At 60.6% G+C, this 19,632-nt stretch carries 15 protein-coding genes and 1 pseudogene; 11 read left to right on the forward strand and 5 right to left on the reverse strand.

All coding sequences use genetic code 11. The features are described from left to right. Positions 1–744 precede the first annotated feature (744 nt). The 7 genes and pseudogenes from ACA075_RS02420 to ACA075_RS02450 form a co-directional block, all read left to right on the forward strand. A pseudogene (locus ACA075_RS02420) lies at positions 745–963 on the forward strand (DUF6124 family protein); the annotation flags it as partial. A 192-nt stretch (positions 964–1,155) separates the two neighbouring features. Then, positions 1,156–1,764, forward strand: a complete 609-nt coding sequence (locus ACA075_RS02425) for a YqiA/YcfP family alpha/beta fold hydrolase (RefSeq protein ID WP_497297142.1) — start codon at positions 1,156–1,158, stop codon at positions 1,762–1,764. Between the two features lie 69 nt (positions 1,765–1,833). Continuing rightward, positions 1,834–3,738 (forward strand): DNA topoisomerase IV subunit B, encoded by a 1,905-nt coding sequence (parE, locus tag ACA075_RS02430; protein WP_064675590.1) that lies wholly within the window; start codon positions 1,834–1,836, stop codon positions 3,736–3,738. Further along, the gene (locus ACA075_RS02435; protein ID WP_497297143.1) at positions 3,738–4,727 is read left to right on the forward strand and encodes an esterase-like activity of phytase family protein; all 990 of its coding nucleotides are present in this window, start codon (positions 3,738–3,740) and stop codon (positions 4,725–4,727) included. The genes parE and ACA075_RS02435 overlap by 1 nt, the downstream gene beginning before the upstream one ends. Further along, the gene (locus ACA075_RS02440) at positions 4,724–5,248 is read left to right on the forward strand and encodes a retropepsin-like aspartic protease family protein (protein ID WP_497297144.1); all 525 of its coding nucleotides are present in this window, start codon (positions 4,724–4,726) and stop codon (positions 5,246–5,248) included. The genes ACA075_RS02435 and ACA075_RS02440 overlap by 4 nt, the downstream gene beginning before the upstream one ends. A gap of 7 nt (positions 5,249–5,255) precedes the next feature. Next, positions 5,256–7,523 (forward strand): DNA topoisomerase IV subunit A, encoded by a 2,268-nt coding sequence (parC, locus tag ACA075_RS02445; protein WP_403106211.1) that lies wholly within the window; start codon positions 5,256–5,258, stop codon positions 7,521–7,523. Between the two features lie 176 nt (positions 7,524–7,699). Continuing rightward, the gene (locus ACA075_RS02450; RefSeq protein WP_219093583.1) at positions 7,700–8,413 is read left to right on the forward strand and encodes a PqiC family protein; all 714 of its coding nucleotides are present in this window, start codon (positions 7,700–7,702) and stop codon (positions 8,411–8,413) included. Positions 8,414–8,651: 238 nt separating this feature from the next. Here the strand turns inward: ACA075_RS02450 and ACA075_RS02455 are convergent, their stop codons facing one another. Continuing rightward, complete coding sequence (locus ACA075_RS02455; RefSeq protein ID WP_497297145.1) at positions 8,652–10,184, reverse strand: AhpA/YtjB family protein; 1,533 nt, start codon at positions 10,182–10,184, stop codon at positions 8,652–8,654. A gap of 135 nt (positions 10,185–10,319) precedes the next feature. Here ACA075_RS02455 and serB point away from each other — a divergent pair, with 135 nt between their 5' ends. Further along, positions 10,320–11,534 carry a phosphoserine phosphatase SerB gene (gene serB, locus ACA075_RS02460; protein ID WP_497297146.1) on the forward strand — a complete coding sequence of 405 codons (1,215 nt, stop codon included), beginning with the start codon at positions 10,320–10,322 and terminating at the stop codon, positions 11,532–11,534. A gap of 161 nt (positions 11,535–11,695) precedes the next feature. On the opposite strand, the gene ACA075_RS02465 is transcribed toward serB, so the two are convergent. Beyond that, a complete protein-coding gene (locus tag ACA075_RS02465) occupies positions 11,696–13,474 on the reverse strand; it encodes a cyclic-di-GMP receptor FimW-related protein (RefSeq protein WP_497297147.1) in 1,779 nt (592 codons plus the stop codon). Positions 13,475–13,671: 197 nt separating this feature from the next. On the opposite strand from ACA075_RS02465, the gene ACA075_RS02470 reads away from it, so the two are divergent. Next, positions 13,672–14,073, forward strand: a complete 402-nt coding sequence (locus ACA075_RS02470; protein ID WP_094469425.1) for a lectin OAA family protein — start codon at positions 13,672–13,674, stop codon at positions 14,071–14,073. A gap of 56 nt (positions 14,074–14,129) precedes the next feature. On the opposite strand, the gene asd is transcribed toward ACA075_RS02470, so the two are convergent. Genes asd through ACA075_RS02485 form a run of 3 tightly spaced genes read right to left on the reverse strand, consistent with a single transcriptional unit; the run spans position 14,130 to position 17,406 of the window. After that, on the reverse strand, positions 14,130–14,990 hold the full coding sequence (asd, locus tag ACA075_RS02475) for an archaetidylserine decarboxylase (protein ID WP_083375180.1): 861 nt from the start codon (positions 14,988–14,990) through the stop codon (positions 14,130–14,132). A gap of 18 nt (positions 14,991–15,008) precedes the next feature. Then, positions 15,009–15,824 carry a thiosulfate sulfurtransferase gene (gene rhdA / locus ACA075_RS02480; RefSeq protein ID WP_497297148.1) on the reverse strand — a complete coding sequence of 272 codons (816 nt, stop codon included), beginning with the start codon at positions 15,822–15,824 and terminating at the stop codon, positions 15,009–15,011. 43 nt (positions 15,825–15,867) lie between these two features. Beyond that, positions 15,868–17,406 (reverse strand): HDOD domain-containing protein, encoded by a 1,539-nt coding sequence (locus ACA075_RS02485; protein WP_497297149.1) that lies wholly within the window; start codon positions 17,404–17,406, stop codon positions 15,868–15,870. Positions 17,407–17,572: 166 nt separating this feature from the next. On the opposite strand from ACA075_RS02485, the gene motA reads away from it, so the two are divergent. Continuing rightward, positions 17,573–18,424, forward strand: a complete 852-nt coding sequence (motA, locus tag ACA075_RS02490; protein WP_219093597.1) for a flagellar motor stator protein MotA — start codon at positions 17,573–17,575, stop codon at positions 18,422–18,424. 3 nt (positions 18,425–18,427) lie between these two features. Next, positions 18,428–19,456, forward strand: coding sequence for a flagellar motor protein MotB (gene motB, locus ACA075_RS02495; RefSeq protein WP_497297150.1), 1,029 nt, complete (start codon positions 18,428–18,430; stop codon positions 19,454–19,456). Positions 19,457–19,632 lie beyond the last annotated feature (176 nt).

Here is a 19,632-nt window from a genome sequence, read left to right on the forward strand (position 1 = left end):
ACGGCGCTACGCGCCTACCCCCCAGATGAACACCTCCACTCAGCCTCCCGACGGGGCGGGTGGATCAAGATCAAAAGCAGGCGAGCTAACGCTCGGCCTAATGAGTGGTGAGAAGCGTGCGGTGTGCACCGCCCCACTGTAGGAGCGAGGCTTGCCCGCGAAGGCGGCCTGACAGCCGACCAACATTTTGCGGATACACCCATTCCAATTGTGGGAGCTGGCCTGCCAGCGATGGCGGCCTGACAGCCGACCAGTCTCTTGCAGATGTACCCCATCCCCCTGTGGGAGCTGGCCTGCCAGCGATGGCGGCCTGACAGCTGACCAATATCTTGCTGATGTACAAGATTCCCTGTGGGAGCGAGCCTGTTCGCGAAGACGGCCTCACTGACGACGCTGTTTAATGGTCAGCAAAAATTTCAGAACCTTCCCACGAAGTTTTCAGGTTGCCCGTCAGACGTGGCTTCTCTAGCCTTTGCCTGTCGCTGACACATTCAGCGATCGGGCTTCGCGGTCCGTTTTCTCAGGCATAATCGCCCCCCGCCTTACGACAGCGCTTTCGGTTGTCTGTCGTTTCGTGTCATGGCGGCTGTGCGCGGGATACCTTCGGGTATGCCGAGCTGCCAGAGGATCGGTCCGCGAACCTGCGTACAGCTGCCACCCAAATTGCTTCGCGGTGATTTGCAAGTGGCTCCACTCTTCCTCTGGAGTACTACCATGTTCAAACCAACCCCCAATCCCCCCGCCCGCAAACCTAGCACGATGTACATGATCGTCCCCGACATGGACACGGAAAGCCTTTTGGCCCATTCCTGTGAGTCACTGGCTTCGGCGAGTGTCATGGCCAGCGATTTTGCGGCGCGCCTGCAGGGGCCGGACCGGCATGCGGCGATGGCGATTCAGCAGTTGGTCATGCTGGCCGAACTGGCGGTGAATCGGGCGCTGGATAACGTCGATCCGACATAACGGTTAGACCGAGTCATCGTTCTTCGCGAGCAGGCTCGGTCCCACATTGGATCTGCGTCGTTCACACATCCCCTGTGGGAGCGAGCCTGCTCGCGAAGGCGTCAGTTCTTGCGCCTGTAATCCCGAGGATATCCCCGATCCCCCCGACTCCCTGTAAACTCCGCCTTCTTTACCGACGCACAGGGAGCTCAAATGTCCGGTTCGATCCTTTATATCCACGGTTTCAACAGCGCGCCTTCGTCAAAAAAGGCCACTCAGTTGATGCAAGTGATGGAGCGGCTGGGCTTGAGCGATCAATTGCGCGTCCCGGCTCTGCATCACCATCCCCGCGAGGCCATCGGTCAGCTGAACAAGGCGATTGAGGAGCTTGGGCGGCCGCTGCTGGTCGGCAGCTCACTCGGCGGCTACTATGCGACTCACTTGGCCGAGCGCCATGGCCTCAAGGCTCTGTTGATCAACCCTGCCGTCAGTCCGCACCGGATGTTCGATGGGTATCTGGGGACGCAGAAAAACCTGTATACCGATGAGGCCTGGGAATTGACCCACGACCATGTGACGGCCCTGGCCGAGCTGGAAGTGCCGGCGCCCCGGGATCCGCAGCGGTATCAGGTGTGGTTGCAGACCGGCGACGAAACGCTGGACTATCGCCTCGGCCAGCAGTATTACCGCGCCTGTGCCTTGCGCATCCAGGCCGGCGGCGACCATAGTTTCCAGGGTTTTGCCGCGCAACTGCCGGCAATGCTGAGTTTTGCCGGTATCGGCGCAGATTTGTATCAGGCGATCGATTTCACTGCACTGTGAGTCGTCGCCTCTTTTTCACAGAACACTCTTTTTCACAGAACACTTTTTACAGGCGGACGACGAGACCCCATGGCCACTCCCAGCGCTAGCTCTTATAACGCAGACGCCATCGAAGTCCTCTCGGGCCTCGACCCGGTGCGTAAACGCCCCGGGATGTACACCGACACCAGTCGGCCGAATCACCTCGCCCAGGAAGTCATCGACAACAGCGTCGACGAAGCCTTGGCCGGGCATGCGACCTCGGTGCAGGTCATCCTGCACGCCGATCACTCCCTGGAAGTCAGCGATGACGGCCGCGGCATGCCGGTGGATATTCACGCCGAAGAAGGCGTGTCGGGCGTCGAGCTGATCCTCACCAAGCTTCATGCGGGTGGCAAGTTTTCCAACAAGAACTACCAGTTCTCCGGCGGTCTGCACGGGGTGGGTATTTCGGTGGTCAACGCCTTGTCGACCGAAGTCCGGGTGCGCGTAAAGCGTGACGGCAACGAATACCAGATGACGTTCGGTGACGGTTACAAGAAAACCGAATTGGAAGTGATTGGCACCGTCGGCAAGCGCAACACCGGCACCAGCGTGTTCTTCGCGCCAGACCCGAAATACTTCGATTCACCGAAATTCTCCATCAGCCGCCTCAAGCACGTGCTCAAGGCCAAGGCCGTTCTGTGCCCGGGGCTGCTGGTCAGTTTTGAAGACAAGGCCACCGGCGAGAAAGTCGAATGGCATTACGAAGACGGCCTGCGCTCCTATCTGGTCGACGCCGTCAGCGAATTCGAACGCCTGCCGGACGAGCCGTTCTGCGGCAGCCTGGCCGGTAACAAGGAAGCGGTCGACTGGGCGCTGTTGTGGTTGCCGGAAGGTGGCGACAGCGTGCAGGAAAGCTACGTCAACCTGATCCCGACGGCGCAGGGCGGTACCCACGTCAACGGTCTGCGTCAGGGCTTGCTCGATGCGATGCGCGAGTTCTGCGAATTCCGCAGCCTGCTGCCGCGCGGTGTGAAGCTGGCGCCGGAAGACGTCTGGGAACGGATCGCTTTCGTGCTGTCGATGAAAATGCAGGAACCGCAATTCTCCGGCCAGACCAAGGAGCGTTTGTCCTCCCGTGAAGCGGCGGCGTTTGTCTCCGGAGTGGTCAAGGATGCGTTCAGCCTGTGGCTCAACGCCCACCCGGAAACCGGCATGCTGCTGGCGGAACTGGCGATCAACAACGCCGGTCGTCGTCTCAAGGCCAGCAAGAAGGTCGAGCGCAAGCGCATCACCGCCGGGCCGGCACTGCCGGGCAAGCTTGCCGACTGCGCCGGGCAGGACCCGATGCGTTCCGAACTGTTTCTGGTGGAAGGTGATTCCGCCGGCGGTTCGGCCAAACAAGCGCGGGACAAAGAATTCCAGGCAATCCTGCCGTTGCGCGGCAAGATTCTGAACACCTGGGAAGTCGACGGCAGCGAAGTGCTGGCCAGTCAAGAAGTGCACAACATCGCCGTAGCCATTGGTGTCGATCCGGGCTCGGCGGACATCGCCCAGCTGCGTTACGGCAAGATCTGTATCCTCGCCGACGCCGACTCAGACGGCTTGCACATCGCCACCTTGCTTTGCGCCTTGTTCGTCCAGCATTTCCGTCCGTTGGTGGATGCCGGTCACGTTTATGTCGCGATGCCGCCGCTGTACCGCATCGACTTGGGCAAAGAGATTTACTACGCCCTGGACGAAGCCGAGCGCGATGGCATTCTCGATCGCCTGGTGGCCGAGAAGAAACGCGGTAAGCCACAGGTCACCCGATTCAAAGGCCTGGGTGAAATGAACCCGCCGCAGTTGCGCGAAACCACCATGGACCCGAACACTCGGCGTCTGGTGCAGTTGACGCTGGACGATTTCGAAGCGACTTCGGAAATGATGGACATGTTGCTGGCGAAAAAACGCGCCGGTGACCGTAAATCCTGGCTGGAATCCAAAGGCAACCTCGCCGAGGTTCTTGGCTGATGCGGGTTGGCTTTGCCCTGGCGTGTGCGTTACTTCTGATCTCCGTTTCGGCGTTTGCCGAACCGGCACCGGAGTTGCGCCTGTTGTCCGAACATCCCGTCGACGGCATGCGCGGTGGCAACCTGTCGGGGTTGGCTCAGTGTGGAAAGGACCTGTGGACGGTCTCCGATCGCGACGATGACCAGATCTATCGTCTTGATACCCGCGACACGGTTTGGCAGGCCGAAACCGTGGGCATCGGCGTGCCTCCAGTGCCGGACAGCGGTTTGCCCTGGGGGTTGCGTTCGCGGGCCTGGGTCGCGGCGTTTGTACGGGGCGGGGACCTGGATTTTGAAGGAATCACTTGCGACAGCGCCGGTAATCGCTACATCGTCAGCGAGTCCCACGCAGCGATCCTGCAAGTACCGCCCGTTGGGCCGTCATCCTGGCTGAAGATCTCACCGATGCTGGTTCGCGAAGCCCGGGCCAGTGGCATGCTATTGCAGTTCAATGCGCTGTTCGAGGGCCTGGCGATCAATCCGGCGGGCGATCAATTGTGGCTCGCCGCCGAGCGTCAAAGCCGTGGCTTATTGCTGATCAAGCGTAAACAGACGGTGTGGGATTGCGACGGTGGTTGCGTACTGCTGAGCGAGGCGGGGAAAGAAATGCAGCCGGCACAGTTTCCACGGGCCAAAGCCGTGACGCGGGATTTTGCCGATGTATCGCTGTTCAACGGCAAGCTGTTTACCCTTGAACGCAACGCTTACCAGATCTGCCGCCGCGACGCGCTGACGGCCAAGGTCGAGCGCTGCTGGTCGTTTGCCGATGAAGCCTTGCAGGAACACCGCCGCTATCAAAATCCGTTTGGTCTGACCGAAGCGTTGATTGTCGATGCCGAGGGGGCCTGGGTCGGCACCGACAACAACAACGATGCCCGCGCCGATGGCGAGGTTCGCCCGGTCGTCTGGCGTTTCGCCGCGCCTGAGGGTGGTTGGAGTGCCAAACCGTGACCCAGCAAACGCCGGGAAAGCGCGCCGGCCGGGTGTTCATGGTGCTGGCCTGGTGCGCGGCGCTGTTCCTGGCGACGCGGTTTTTCGGCCAGTGGGAGGATCGGCAGCAAAATCCCAATGTGGTCGTCACCTCGGAGCAGGGCGAAGGTTTTATCGAAGTGAAACTGGCCAGCAACACCCAGGGGCACTTCGTCGCCAGCGGCCAGATCAACGGTCAGCCGGTGGATTTCATGCTCGATACCGGGGCAACCGATGTGGCGATCCCGGCGCAAATGGCCGAACGGCTGAAACTGGAACAAGGCTTCGGGGTGACCCTGAGCACCGCCAACGGTCGTACCGAGGGTTATCGAACCCGCGTCGACCGGCTGCAACTGGGCGACATTGTGCTGCGTGATGTGCGCGCCATCGTCGTGCCAGGCCTGGATGGCAAGCAAGTGCTGCTCGGTATGAGCGCACTGAACAAACTTGAATTTACCCAGCGCGGTGGCACCATGCTGCTGCGCCAGACAACGAACCGATGAGGCCCGCATGAGCGACTCCCTTGATCTCAGCCTGGACGGTGTAGAGCGCCGGTCACTGGCTGACTTCACCGAAAATGCCTACCTCAACTACTCCATGTACGTGATCATGGACCGTGCCTTGCCGCATATCGGCGACGGCCTGAAACCGGTACAGCGGCGCATCATCTATGCGATGAGCGAGTTGGGGCTGGACGCCGATTCCAAGCACAAGAAATCGGCGCGTACCGTCGGTGACGTGCTTGGTAAATTCCACCCGCACGGCGATTCGGCCTGCTACGAAGCCATGGTCCTGATGGCCCAGCCGTTCAGCTACCGCTACACGCTGGTCGACGGCCAGGGTAACTGGGGTGCGCCGGATGATCCCAAGTCCTTCGCCGCCATGCGTTACACCGAGGCGCGGCTGTCGCGTTATTCCGAAGTGCTGCTCAGCGAACTGGGCCAGGGCACGGCGGACTGGGGCCCAAACTTCGACGGTACACTCGATGAGCCGCTGGTGTTGCCGGCACGTTTGCCGAACATCTTGCTCAACGGTACCACCGGCATCGCCGTGGGCATGGCCACCGACGTACCGCCGCACAACCTGCGCGAAGTTGCGACAGCCTGCGTGCGCTTGCTCGATGAACCAAAAGCCACGGTCGAGCAGCTCTGCGAGCACATCCAGGGCCCGGATTACCCGACCGAAGCGGAAATCATCACGCCCCGCGCCGATCTGCTGAAAATGTACGAAACCGGCAAGGGTTCGGTGCGCATGCGCGCCGTGTACCACATCGAAGACGGCGACATCATCGTCACCGCGTTGCCGCATCAGGTCTCGGGCGCCAAGGTGCTGGAGCAGATCGCGGCCATGATGCAGGCCAAACCGTCCAAGGCCCCGCAGATCGCAGACCTGCGCGATGAATCCGACCACGAGAACCCATGCCGGATCGTGATCATTCCGGGCGCGCGGAAAAACTTTGACCACGATGCACTGATGCAACACCTGTTCGCCAGCACCGAGCTGGAGTCGAGCTACCGGGTCAACATCAACATCATCGGCCTGGACGGCAAGCCGCAGCTGAAGAACCTGCGCGCGCTGCTGGTGGAATGGCTGGAATTCCGCGTTCAAACCGTGCGTCGTCGCCTTCAGTTCCGCCTCGACAAGGTCGAGCGTCGCCTGCACCTGTTGGATGGTTTGTTGATTGCCTACCTCAACCTGGATGAAGTGATTCACATCATCCGCACCGAGGAGCACCCGAAGGCCGCGCTGATCGCACGATTTGCCCTGAGCGAAATCCAGGCCGACTACATCCTCGACACCCGTTTGCGTCAGTTGGCGCGACTGGAAGAGATGAAGCTGCGGGCCGAGCAGGATGAATTGCTCAAGGAACAAGCCAAGCTGCAAGCCCTGCTGAGCAGCGAAGCCAAGCTGAAAAAGCTGGTGCGTACCGAACTGATCAAGGACGCCGAAACCTACGGCGACGACCGTCGTTCGCCCATCGTCGAGCGCACCGAAGCCAAGGCCCTGACCGAGCACGATCTGCTGCCGAACGAGAAAGTGACTGTCGTGCTGTCGGAAAAAGGCTGGGTGCGTTCTGCCAAAGGCCACGAGATCGACGCCACCGGACTTTCCTACAAGGCCGGGGATGGTTTCAAGGCATTGGCGCCGGGTCGCTCCAACCAGTTTGCGGTGTTTATCGACTCCACCGGTCGCAGTTATTCGGTGGCCGCCCACACGCTGCCATCGGCCCGTGGCCAGGGCGAGCCGTTGACCGGCCGTCTGACGCCGCCGCCAGGGGCGAGTTTCGAGTGCGTGCTGATGCCGGAAGACGATTCGCTGTACGTGATCGCCTCCGACGCCGGTTACGGCTTCGTGGTCAAGGGTGAAGACCTGCAAGCCAAGAACAAGGCCGGCAAGGCGTTGTTGAGCTTGCCGAACAACTCCAAGGTCATTCTTCCGCGCCCGGTGACGGATCGCGAGAACAATTGGCTGGCCTCGGTGACCACCGAAGGTCGCCTGCTGATCTTCAAGATCAGTGATCTGCCACAATTAGGTAAGGGCAAAGGCAACAAGATCATCGGGATCAACGGTGAGCGTGTGGCCAGTCGCGAAGAATATGTCACGGACATCGCCGTACTGCCGGATGGCGCCACTTTGGTGTTGCAGGCCGGAAAACGTACGTTGTCGCTGAAAGCGGACGACCTCGAACACTACAAAGGTGAGCGTGGGCGTCGTGGTAACAAACTGCCACGTGGCTTCCAGCGGGTCGATGCGCTGCTCGTCGAAAACCTCAATTAAGCGTCCTAGAGCGCTCGATCTGCGATTTAACGCGTAGATCGACGCTTTGGCGCTGGAGTCGGAACGCATATTCACGGATGATATGGCCTTTCAAGCGCCGGCGTGGCCGAGCGTTCTTCATATTTATTGAGTATTTTCACTGTGGTTAGCCTTGTGGCAACCACCTGGATGGGACGATGACTGCTCTGCGCCTTCCTTTTATTTTGATGCTCGCTGGCGTTCTTGGCCTGGCGGGTTGCAGCGTTCACCAACCGGTGTCGCTGTATCAGCTGGACAGCGGAAGTCCGGCCCAGCCTGCGCAAAGCGCGGGCATGGCGGTTCTGCTGGGCCCGGTAACGGTTGCGGATTACCTGCAACGCGAAACCTTGTTGCAGCGACAGCCCGATGGCAGCCTGCAAGCGTCGCCTGACGGTCGTTGGGCGGGAAGCCTGTCTTCCGACATCGATCAGCTGCTGCTGCGTCAGGTAGCGGGTCATCTGGACAGCCAACGCGTGGTGCTGGCGCCTGCGACATTGGGCTTCACACCGGACGTTCAGGTGCTGCTGACGATTACTCGCCTGGACTCGGGCGAATCGCAACCGGCGATCCTGGATGCGCAATGGCGTCTGATTGACCGTCGTGGCCAGGTTCGCGATAACCGCATCATTCATCTGCAAGAGCAGCACGCAGGCGGCACGGCGGCTCAGGTTCAGGCTCAGGGCGTATTGCTGCAGCGTCTGGCCGAGCAGTTGTCGGTGGCGCTCAAACCGCTGGCTAATCAGCCTCCGATCGCTGAAGCGCCGAAGAAGCCTGCTCCGAAGCCTGTTGCACCTGCAGCCGAGCAAGAGAAACAGCCAAAGATCCCGATGGCTTCGCCGATCCGCACCGATATGGAAGTGTTCAGGTTCTAAGCCTGGATTGATTCAACACAAAGCCTGCAGAGATGCGGGCTTTGTTGTTTCTGGAGGTTGGAGATCTCTGCTGCCTGTTCTGGCCTCATCGCGAGTAGGCTCGCTCCCACAGTGGATGTGTGGGAGGCCGATATCTCCTGTGGGAGCGAGCCTGCTCGCGATGGCGTCAGAACAGGCAACAAAAAAGCCCGCAGACGAGTGATCATCTGCGGGCTTCTTCACTTCTGGAGTTTAAGGCTTACGCCCGACGCTCATGCATCCGCGCCAGTTGCCGCTCCAGCATCGACGGATAAGGCTCCATCAACCGCTCCACACAGCATGCACCCTCAGGGCTGGCAATCGGGCGGATCCGTGCACGCTGACGGATCAGCGCGTCGTCACTGATCTTGCGCTCCACCAGCAGCAGGTTGCGGCTGTGTTGCGACAAGGCCAGGGCATCCTGAGCGGCTTCGGTCAGCAGCAGGTCGATCTGGCTCAGGCCGTACAGCTCATCACCCAGCGTCAGGCCCAGCTGCAATTGCAGGGTGATGCCGCTGTCCGCGACTTCAATCTGCAACTGATGGCCCAAGGCTCGCAGCAATTCACCGCAGCAGATCGCGTTGGTCAGGTAGTCGTCGCCGCTGTCTTCGGTGTGGAACAGCATCAGCGTGCTGCCATCGTTCAGGGTGTGCAGTTCGCTCTGATAGAGCGAAGCCGCCTGATCGAGGCAATCGCGATAGCGTTTCAGCAATTCTTCCAGGCGTGTACGAGGCAGGCGACGCAACTGATCCTGAGCGCCCAGTTGCACGGCCAGGACGGCGCTGTGTTGTGGCACGTTCGAGACCACCGGTTTTGCGACCGGTTTCGGTGCAACATCGGCCGATTCATCACGCAAGTCAGCAAACGCATCATCGTCATCGTCGTCCTCAACGGTGCTGACACTGCGCCGCGGTGCAGGCTTGAGGCCGGCCACAGGCTTGCTTTCATCGAAACTCGGATCCCGCAGGTTGCGCACTTCGAAGGTCGGCTCGTTATCGTCGGCCTCTTCGTAATCGCTTTCGTCGTATTCCGGCTCCGGCACAGGTTCCGGCTCGGCCGGCTCCGGCGCGAAGTTGGCGTGCAGCTGACGGGCCAGGTCGCCGATCTCATCCTGACGCTCGGTGGCCGGGGTGTATTCGTCGATATTGCGCAGCCACACGCGCAGTTGCAGCAGCGGCGTGGAGATGTGCCGACCCAGGCGCAGGCTCAAGGCCAGGGACAGGGCCAGCAGAATCGCACTCAAAATGCCCATGCTTTGCAGGCTGATGGTCATCGGCTGCTGGAACTGATCCATGTCCAGGCTGATGCGCAGTTGCCCGGCGGTCACGTCCTGGAAGGTGATCTTGCTCTGGTACATGCCCTCGGCTTCGCCCAACAGGCTGTGCTTGGGGCGTTGACCAGCTTCGGCGAGGATGCGGTTATCCACGCTGTAGATGGCGGCGTGGGCCACCAGCTTGTTTTTGGTCAGGTTGTTGAGCAGCACGTTGAGGCTGAGGATGTCGTTGGACACCAACAGCTCCGTGGCGGAGGTGGCGGTCTGCGTGGTCAGGCTTTCGCCCAGCGCATCGGCCTGCTCATGCATGGCCTGCTTGAACTGCAATCCCATCACGCAGGCGTAGATCACCAGGGCCAGAGCGACCAGGATCACGTTATGGCTGGCGATGCGCAATGCAATCGGTACACGGCGGTGGCGCAGTGCACGGAAGATCAGCAGAAAGAAGTTATCGGTTTTTACTGGCGTGGGCCGGTTCACTTGAGCTCGGCTCTTTTGTCCGTGAAGTTGACGCGCAGTATAGCGACAGGCCCTAGACCGGCAAAGCGCTCACGGTGCCCGATGGTCACTGAAAGTGGGTAGAATGCGGTTTTTTTCCACTTGCGGGGGTGCGCCTTGCGCGAAATCGTCCTGATAAACATCACGGGAGTCGACCGACCGGGTCTGACTGCGGCCATTACCGGCGTTCTGGCCCAGGGTGGTGTGAACATTCTCGACATCGGTCAGGCGGTGATCCACGACACCCTGTCGTTCGGCATCCTGGTTGAAATTCCTGATACCGAGCAAGGCAAGTCGGTGCTCAAGGACATCCTGTTCAAGGGTTACGAGCTCGATCAACAAGTGCGTTTCACCCCGGTGTCCGAAGAGGATTACCAGCAGTGGGTCGGCAACCAGGGCAAAAAGCGCCACATCGTGACGCTATTGACCCGCAAAGTGACCGCCGGGCAACTGCAGGCCGTGAGCTCGATCACCGCCAAATATGGCCTGAACATCGATCACATCGATCGCTTGTCCGGGCGTATGCCGCTGGACACTCCGGCCGACAAGGGCAAGGGCTGCATCGAGTTTTCCGTGCGCGGCGAAGCGGCTGATCCGCAGGCGCTGCGGGCTGAATTCCTCAGCGTCGCCCAGGAACTGAACGTCGACATCGCCTTCCAGGAAGATTCGCTGTTCCGCCGTAACCGTCGCTTGGCAGTGTTTGACATGGACTCGACGCTGATCGAAGCCGAAGTCATCGACGAACTGGCCAAGGTAGCGGGCGTGGGCGAGCAGGTGTCTGAAATCACCGAGCGAGCGATGGCCGGTGAGCTGGATTTCCGCGCAAGCTTCAAGGAGCGCCTGGCCTTGCTCAAGGGGCTGGACGTCAGTGTGCTGGATTCCATCGGTGCTTCGTTGCGGCTGACTGAGGGTGCTGAAACCCTGTTTGCCGAGCTCAAGCGCCTGGGCTACAAGACCGCGATCCTGTCCGGCGGCTTTACCTACTTCGCCAAGCAATTGCAGGCCAAGTTGGGTATCGACTACGTGTTTGCCAACGAGCTGGAAGTGGTCGACGGCAAGGTTACCGGCGTGGCGGTCGAGCCGATTGTCGATGCGCAGCGCAAGGCGGATCTGCTGAAGGAGCTGGCGCACAAGGAAGGTTTGCGCCTGGAGCAGACCATTGCGGTCGGCGACGGTGCCAACGATTTGCCGATGCTGGCAATTGCCGGCCTGGGCGTGGCGTTCCGCGCCAAGCCGTTGGTCAAACAGTCGGCGAAGCAGGCGATTTCCACCCTTGGGCTCGATGGCGTGCTGTATCTGCTGGGCTTTCGGGATCGCGACGGGCAGCTCTGAGCCTTCGATTGTCGGATATGGCCTCTGTGGCGAGGGGGCTTGCCCCCGTTCGCCTGCGCAGCAGTCGTAAATCCAGATGACTCGGTATGTCTGAGGGACGCAGGGGGCCGCTTCGCAGCCCAACGGGGGCAAGCCCCCTCGCCACAGGTATCGGGTTTACCTCAAAGCGACTTCCACAACGAATCGAAATCCTCCTCAGCGCCGCTCACCGCGGCGTTGTCGTTCTTGGTCGCCTCCAGCGAACGATAGGCAAACTGATTGAAGCTGTTGGTGCTCGCCACCCGCCGATCAAGCCCGGCGCGGCGTTCCCGGCCGTTGGTGTTGATCAGCACTTTGCTGCCTTCCTGAAAGGGTAGGCGCGGGGCGAGCAACGTAGCGGGCAGGTCGATGGCGCTGATTTCCGGCAGCAACAGGCCACGCAGATATTGACTGTGGTCGTCCCGCGTTCGCACCAGTTGCAACCCGCAGGGCTCGGCGTAAGGCGCGACCTGCTCGATCCCCATCTGCGTACCACCGCCACGCACCTGACGAATCCAGCGCACCACCGCAATACTCCAGCCTTGATTGGCAGAGTCCTGAATGCCGACCATCTCGCCAGCCTGCAGCTCGGCGGGCACCGCGTTGGGCCACGCCAGACAATAACCGCCGGGACTGTGGTTGATGATCGGCAGGGCGTAGGTCGGAAAGTGCCGATTGCTATCGGCCGCTTCCTGGCTGTCGTCGTTCTGAAGGTGCGGGTATTCAATTTCTTCATAGGGCAGCAAGGTATCGGCGCCGCCGTGGGGGTCGGCGTCGAACGCCTGGTGCCATTGGTCCTTTCCTTGGTTCGTCGGGGACGCTGCCGAGAACTGCGCGAGTCGGGTGCCGGGGTTTTTCAGAATGTCGCTGAATGAACGTTCCCCGCCCAGATAGAAGTGCAGCGCGCTCATGCCCACGCACAGGGTCAAGGTGCCGTGGCCGACGGTGCGTTGAAAACTGCGCTCGGCCGCCTGGCCCCAGGCGGCGTGCAGGTGTTGCAGCGTATCCAGGCTGAGCCCGCTTGGCACGGGCAGCGGTGGTGTGCCGACAGCGCCTTGCAAATGCGCTTCGATGGCGGCGACCAGTGGCTGCGGATCAATCCCCAGCAGACTGTCCTGCTGCTCGGCCCTGAACTTCGAACGATAGCGCGGTCCGGTATCGAGGTCCGGCGCGACGGCAAACAATCCGTCAGCGGGTTGGCCGGGTTGCAACTTAATCCATCGGCTCCAGGGCTCCAGTACCTCGGCGAGCCGGGCGATCTGGTTCTGGCGCAGTTGATTGCAGCGTGAGGCGCCCAGCAGCAGGGCGGTCACGTAAGTCTGTTCGATGCTCAGGGTTTTGGTCTGGCTGGCCAGTTCATCGCGCAGGCTCAGGTGCTGAAGTTTGAGTGCGCAGGCGATCCGATACAGCTGATGCAGTTCCAGCCACAGGCCTTCCGGTACCGGGCAATACAGTTGAGTCGAGCGAATCAGCGGCCCGTTCAGGCAATGGATCGCCCGTTGCAGCGCCTGTGTCAATAGAGGGGCTCTGTCCTTGCTGAAGCGCGGGGTGATGCGCACGACAATCTGTTTGTAACCAATAGCCAAGTGACTTTGCAGGGCCTGGCAGAGGTTGGCGATCTTGCGCGAACGCTCGTCGAGCACAATCGCCTGGTGCAGGAAATGCCGCTCGAGGTGTTTGCAGACGTAATACACCTCGGGTCGCAACAGTTCGAGCAGTTGCAGTCGATTGTCGCTGGGGGTGAGCAGTTGGTTGAGTTCGCTCAAGCCTTGATAGAGCAGGCGAGCGGTTTCACCGATGTTGGCTTTGGGCAGGTTGGCGATCCAGCGCTTGAGGTCGCGTGGCGTCGGTTCACAGAACGACAGGCGCAACTGCGTCGGGATCGGTGCACGTAGCAGCAGGTGAGGGCTGGTCTCATTCATGCCGTGGAAAACTCCAACCGGAAAATGGGCAGTGAATGACCTGACTGTAGCAGTTACGGATGTCGACCGTTTGTCTGTCAGTCGAGTGCCGCCCGGGCGTACTACTAATCTGACACACGTGCGACTGGATACGCACGGTCGTGCGGCCTGCTGCCTACGCAGGGCAGGTCTCTTGTAACTTCAAGGAGATGAGGTTCATGTCTAGATACGTAGTGGCAAATCAATGGGGCGGTAGTTCGGCACCCTGGCATCCGGGCGGAGACTGGACGTTAGGTGCGCGGGACAACCAGAACGTGGTCGCGATCGAGATCAAATCGGGCGATGGCGGGAAGAGCTTCACCGGCACCATGACTTACGCGGGTGAAGGTCCCATTGGCTTCAAGGCTCAGCGCACGGGCCAGAACCAGTACAACGTGGAAAATCAGTGGGGCGGCAACGACGCTCCATGGCATCCGGGTGGCAAGTGGGTCATCGGCGGCCGTGATAATCAGAACGTTGTCGCGTTGAGCGTCACCTCCAATGATGGAGGGAAAAACCTCAGTGGCACCAATACCTACGCCAACGAAGGGCCGATCGGCTTTCGTGGACAGATAGAGTAACGGCGCTACCGAAATGTCCGCCCCTTCGAAGACGTTCGACGGGGCGGATCAGCCAATCAGGCTGTTGGCAGGCCCAGCGCCTGGCCCATTTGTACTGGCGACAGGGCACCGAGCCCCTCAGCCCATTTCACCTGGTCCGGCCCGAACAGTACGACAGCGGTCGAACCCAGCTTGAAGCGACCCAGTTCCGCACCTTTTTCCAGATGGATCGGCGCGCGGGCGGCTTCGTCGTAACGGAAGGTTTTCAGCTCGCGTTTCGGTGGCGTCACCAGCCCAGCCCATACGGTTTCGATCGACGCCACGATCATCGCGCCCACCAGCACCACGGCCATTGGCCCGCGCTCGGTGTCGAAAATGCACGCCACGCGTTCGTTGCGGGCAAACAGTTCCGGCACGTTTTCGGCGGTGGTCTGGTTGACCGAGAAAATCCGCCCCGGGATGTAGACCATCTCGCGCAGGGTGCCTGCCAGCGGCATGTGGACACGGTGGTAGTCTTTCGGCGACAGGTAGATCGTCGCGAAATCGCCGCCCATGAACGGCGCGGCATTGGCAGCATCACCGCCCAGCAATTCCAGCACGCTGAAGCTGTGGCCCTTGGCCTGGAACACGCGACCGTGTTCGATCGGGCCGAGTTGGCTGACTGCACCGTCGGCCGGGCTGAGAATGGCGCCCGGGGTTTCATCGAGCGGGCGAGCGCCGTCTTTCAAAGCGCGGGTGAAGAACGCGTTGAAGTGCTCGTAAGCGGTGAGGTCTTCGACCAGCGCCTGGGACATGTCCACCTGATAGCGCTTGGCGAACCAGGCGGTAAAGGCATTCTTGAACCAGCGCACGCGGCATTCGGCAATGCAGCCGGCCAGTCGCGACAGCAAATGGTGAGGCAGCAGGTATTGGCTGAGGATAAACAAACGCTTATTCATTGACTGTCCTTAAAAACCTTAAATCTCTACGGGCGTATCGGGATGGTTGCCCCATTCGCCCCAGGAACCGGCGTAGCCTTTGACCCGCGGATAACCGAGGGATTTGGCCACCAGATAAGTGAAGCCAGAGCGATGGTGGGTCTGGCAGTGGGTAATGACTTCTTTGTCTTTGGTGATACCGAGTTGTTCCAGGATCTGCGGCATGTCCGTGCGGATGCGCAGGTTGCGCGCCTGATCCATGCCGGCCGTCCATTCGAAATTCACCGCGCCGGGAATGTGCCCGGCCTTGGCTGCCAGGACTTTCTCGCCGGAGTATTCCAGCGGGCCGCGCGCGTCCCAGATCGCCAGGTCGGCGGCACCGAGACGGCTTTGCAGGTATTCGCGGGTGGCGGTCGGTTCGTCGTGCAGGGTCAACGCAACCGGGCCGCCAACGGGGGCCGGGACCTGGATCGACATGGGCATGCCGTCTGCCAGCCAGGCCGTCAGGCCACCGTCGAGATAGTGGTAGTTGCGATGGCCGATGACATCGAGCAGCCAGATAAAGCGCCCGGCCCAGCCGCCGCCTTCGTCGTCATAGACCACGTAGGTCGCATTGGCGTTATGTCCCAATTCACCGAACAACGCTTCGAGTGCCGCTTGCGGCGGCATCAGCCCCGGCGCGGGCGCCTGGCCGAGTTGTGTGCGTTTCGGATCGACAAAGCGCGCACCGGGAATATGCCCTTCGGTATAGCGGGCACTACTGGTCAGGTCCACCAGAATCAGTTCGCGGGACTCAAGGCGAGGGAGCAAGTCGCTCGGCTCGATGACCAGCGCCAAGCCAGAGAAGTCAGACATGTGAGGTCTCCAGAGCACAAAGGGGAGGATTGTAGCGCAGCATTCATTGACCGCGCTGGCTAAAGCTATGGAGTGCCTTTTCAATGCACTGCGCGGTTTTGCCGAAGGCTTGCACGGTGATTTCCGAAAAGGGGCCGCCGCCCTGATCCGCCACAACGACCATGATCACCCGGCCATTGTTGACCAGCGAGCGCAGCAGCAGGTGTTCGCCGCGAAACTGCGCACGCAGGCTGGCGGGTAGCAACGCTGAGAACTGGGCGTTGTTGGCCGGGGTCAATCGCACCTGGGCCTGTTGCGAGAGCAACCGTTGCAGCACGGTGCTCTGACTCACGACCAGGTTCAGCCCCGCCGCTTCCTTCGCCAGCCCGGCTGTTTGATGCGCACGCAAATTGGCGTGGGTGCGGTCTGCCATCAAAATCATCACCCGACGCATGCCACACGCGACCAGTGCGTCCCGGGCCGACGTGGTCAAGTGCATCGCATTGGTGAAGCGGCTCGGCTCGACCAGCAGTTCGGCACATTGTTTACGCCATGCCGTCAGGTCTTCGGTGGTCGGCGCCGGAGCGGGCAACAACCCGGCGTGAATGCGGTTCACGCCCGAGGGCCAGATCAACGCTACGGCAGGGTGCCAGATGTCCGGCATGGCTTGCTGGTGCGCGCTGTTGACGGCTTGTTGATGCAGTTGCTGCTGCACGTCGCTCATCGGCATTTGCAGGTAAAGGCTGGTCAGGTATTGCCAGCGCTCGCTGTGCGGACTGTCCCAGGCCTGTTGCGCCGACAGTGCCAGCCCATTGGCCAGCAACACGGTATTGGCCGGTTGGTTGAGCCAGCGACGCAAAGTCGGATCGTCATCGAGGCGGTTTTGCTGGCGCAACGGATGCTCGCTGTCCCGGGCAATGCGCAGGACTTTGACCAGTTCGCGCTGCTCGTTGAGCAGCAGGCGATAACCTTGCTGTACCCAGATCGGCAGGCGCCAGATGTCCACCAGCGCCTGGCAGATGTCCAGCAGGCGAACGCCGAACAATTGCTTTTCGACTTTGCGCGCTGACTCGCCTTTATGGATGACCCGCAACTCCCACTCTTCGAGCAGTTGCGGATGAGTCAACGCCATCGGCCAGAGCGGTGAGAGAAACAGCAGGCTGCCCCAGTGGATGTCCTGCCAGAGCCGCGCCAGCCGACCGGCGAAAAAGCCGTTGGCCTGTTGGGTCGCGTGCTGGCTGATCATCTGCAGCTGACGCAACGCCACCGGGATCTGGGATTGAGGTTCGGCAGGCAACCGGGCGAGCAGTTCCTCAGTGCGTTTCAGCCCGAGACGATTGATCGCCACCTCAAGGTTTTCCGCCGGCTCGGTCATGCTGCCGTGGGTGTGGCGATTGGCTTCGCGAATCACGCTCAAGGCCAGTGCCGGGCTGTCCTGCAACAAATCGGCGATGTCACGAAGCGAGCTGCGATTATCGGCGAGGGCCTTGCAGACACGGTCGTGACTGTCTTGCGGAACCGGCAGGCGCACGCCGTCGAGAAGCTTTACCCAGCCTTCAAGCGTGGTCGGTTTCGGGGTTGGATTGTTCGTTTCGTTAGCCATGGTTGGACGTGATCATCGTCTGCATTACCTATGCCCCCAGAGGGCTAAATTAGCTTTTCGCTTGAACGGGCTATAGTCTGGCGCAGTTTTGCCGATAAGTAGAAGAAGAGATTTTTTAACTTCCGAATATGACCTTGAACCCGACTCAGTAAGTGCTCTCCTACCTATGGCTAAAATAATCGGCATCATCGTCGTATTCGCGAGCGTGCTCGGCGGATACGTGCTCTCCCACGGCAAGATTGCCGCCCTGATTCAACCTTTCGAGGTGATGATTATCGGTGGTGCGGCCCTCGGTGCATTCCTGCAGGCCAACCCTGGTCACATGTTCAAGCTCGTTCTCAAGAAAGCCTTGGGAATGTTCAGCTCGCGCTTCAGTCACACGTTCTATCTGGAAGTGCTGGGTCTGATTTACGAGATCCTCAACAAAAGCCGCCGCGAAGGCATGATGGCAATCGAAGGCGACATTGAAGACGCCGCCGCGAGCCCTATCTTCGCCAAGTACCCGGCGGTACTGAAAGATGACCGCATGACCGCGTACATCTGCGATTACCTGCGCATCATGTCCTCCGGCAACATGGCTCCCCACGAGCTCGAAGGCCTGTTCGACATGGAGCTGACCAGCCTCAAGGAAGATTTGGATCATCCTTCCCATGCGGTGAACGGCATCGCCGACGCCATGCCCGGTTTCGGTATCGTCGCGGCCGTACTGGGTATCGTGGTGACCATGGCCTCCCTGGGTGAAAGCGACCAGAAAATGATCGGCCTGCACGTGGGGGCGGCACTGGTGGGTACCTTCTTCGGTATTCTCGCCGCCTACGGTTTCTTTGGCCCGTTGGCCCATGCCCTGGCCCACGAAGCCAAGGAAGAACTGAACGTCTACGAAGCCATCAAGGCCTCGCTGGTGGCTTCGGCTTCCGGCATGCCGCCATCGCTGGCGGTGGAGTTCGGCCGCAAGGTTCTGTACCCGGCGCACCGTCCTAGCTTCGCTGAGCTGGAACAAGCGGTTCGCGGTCGCTAAGTCATGGAAAATAACCAGCCGATAATCATCAAGCGCGTAAAAAAATACGCGGCCGGGCATCACGGGGGCTCCTGGAAAATAGCCTTCGCTGACTTCGCGACGGCGATGATGGCGTTCTTCCTGGTGCTGTGGCTGCTGTCCACCGCCACGCCGGAACAGAAGATCGCCATCGCCGGTTACTTCAAGGACCCGGTCGGCTTCACCGAAAGCGGCACGCCGTACATCATCGATCTGGGCGGTTCGCCGACCCTGGCGCCAGAGAACACCCTCAACCCCGAGGTGAAGTCCCAGCCGCAGCCCGACCGCGTCACCGTCGATACTGAACAGGTCGAAGGCATGGCCGAACAGGTCGAGAAGGAACGCCTGGAACTGTTGCTGCAAGAATTGCAGAACAAGGTCGATGAAAACCCGCAGCTGCAAAAATTCAAGGACCAGATCCTGTTCGAAATCACACAGGACGGCTTGCGCATCCAGATCATGGACGCGGAAAACCGGCCGATGTTCGACTCAGGCTCAGCACGTCTGAAACCGTATTTCGAAGACATCCTGCTGGCCATGGCCGACACCATCAAAGCGGTGCCGAACAAGGTCAGCATCAGCGGCCACACCGATGCCAAGCCGTACTCAGGCACCGGTGATTTCGGCAACTGGGAACTCTCGGCCAACCGCGCCAACGCCGCTCGCCGTGCGCTGGTCGCTGGCAGCTATCCGGATCAGCAAGTAGCGCGGGTCGTCGGTTATGCCTCGTCGGCGCTGTTCGACCGGGAGAACCCGTTCAACCCGGTCAACCGCCGGATCGACATCGTGGTGCTGACCAAGAAAGCCCAAAAGGCCATTGAAGGTTCGCAAGGTGCTGAACCTGCGCCAGCGCCAGCGCAAGGCCAGGGTGGCCCGGGCGAAGTGCCGGCCACGCCGGTCGATCCGAACGCATTGCCGGCGGATAAACAACCGCTGCCGGCCCATGAGCTTCGCGAGCGTTTGAATATCTTCGAAAACCCGGCACCGAAACCGGCGGAACCGCCGAAGAAGTGACCATGCTGTCGATCACTTTCGTGACGTTACGAAAATGATCGGGATCAGCAAAATAACCCACGAAGAAGCCGACAGTGATGTCGGCTTTTTTGTGCCTGTCATTTCTGAAGTTGGGATTTGCCAGTCATTCGTTTGGGGGGGCGGCGATCTTCGGTGGCGAAATTTCCTTCCTGTTT

The sequence above is a fragment of the Pseudomonas sp. LBUM1663 genome (genome assembly GCF_059695905.1).

What these genes read in the sequence shown, in the direction of transcription:
- parE (WP_064675590.1), top strand. Translation starts at nt 1,834, where the DNA reads ATGGCCACTCCCAGCGCTAGCTCTTATAACGCAGACGCCATCGAAGTC.
- motA (WP_219093597.1), top strand. Translation starts at nt 17,573, where the DNA reads ATGGCTAAAATAATCGGCATCATCGTCGTATTCGCGAGCGTGCTCGGC.
- ACA075_RS02435 (WP_497297143.1), top strand. Translation starts at nt 3,738, where the DNA reads ATGCGGGTTGGCTTTGCCCTGGCGTGTGCGTTACTTCTGATCTCCGTT.
- ACA075_RS02450 (WP_219093583.1), top strand. Translation starts at nt 7,700, where the DNA reads ATGACTGCTCTGCGCCTTCCTTTTATTTTGATGCTCGCTGGCGTTCTT.
- ACA075_RS02485 (WP_497297149.1), bottom strand. Translation starts at nt 17,406, where the DNA reads ATGGCTAACGAAACGAACAATCCAACCCCGAAACCGACCACGCTTGAA.
- asd (WP_083375180.1), bottom strand. Translation starts at nt 14,990, where the DNA reads ATGAATAAGCGTTTGTTTATCCTCAGCCAATACCTGCTGCCTCACCAT.
- motB (WP_497297150.1), top strand. Translation starts at nt 18,428, where the DNA reads ATGGAAAATAACCAGCCGATAATCATCAAGCGCGTAAAAAAATACGCG.
- ACA075_RS02465 (WP_497297147.1), bottom strand. Translation starts at nt 13,474, where the DNA reads ATGAATGAGACCAGCCCTCACCTGCTGCTACGTGCACCGATCCCGACG.
- rhdA (WP_497297148.1), bottom strand. Translation starts at nt 15,824, where the DNA reads ATGTCTGACTTCTCTGGCTTGGCGCTGGTCATCGAGCCGAGCGACTTG.
- ACA075_RS02470 (WP_094469425.1), top strand. Translation starts at nt 13,672, where the DNA reads ATGTCTAGATACGTAGTGGCAAATCAATGGGGCGGTAGTTCGGCACCC.
- ACA075_RS02425 (WP_497297142.1), top strand. Translation starts at nt 1,156, where the DNA reads ATGTCCGGTTCGATCCTTTATATCCACGGTTTCAACAGCGCGCCTTCG.
- parC (WP_403106211.1), top strand. Translation starts at nt 5,256, where the DNA reads ATGAGCGACTCCCTTGATCTCAGCCTGGACGGTGTAGAGCGCCGGTCA.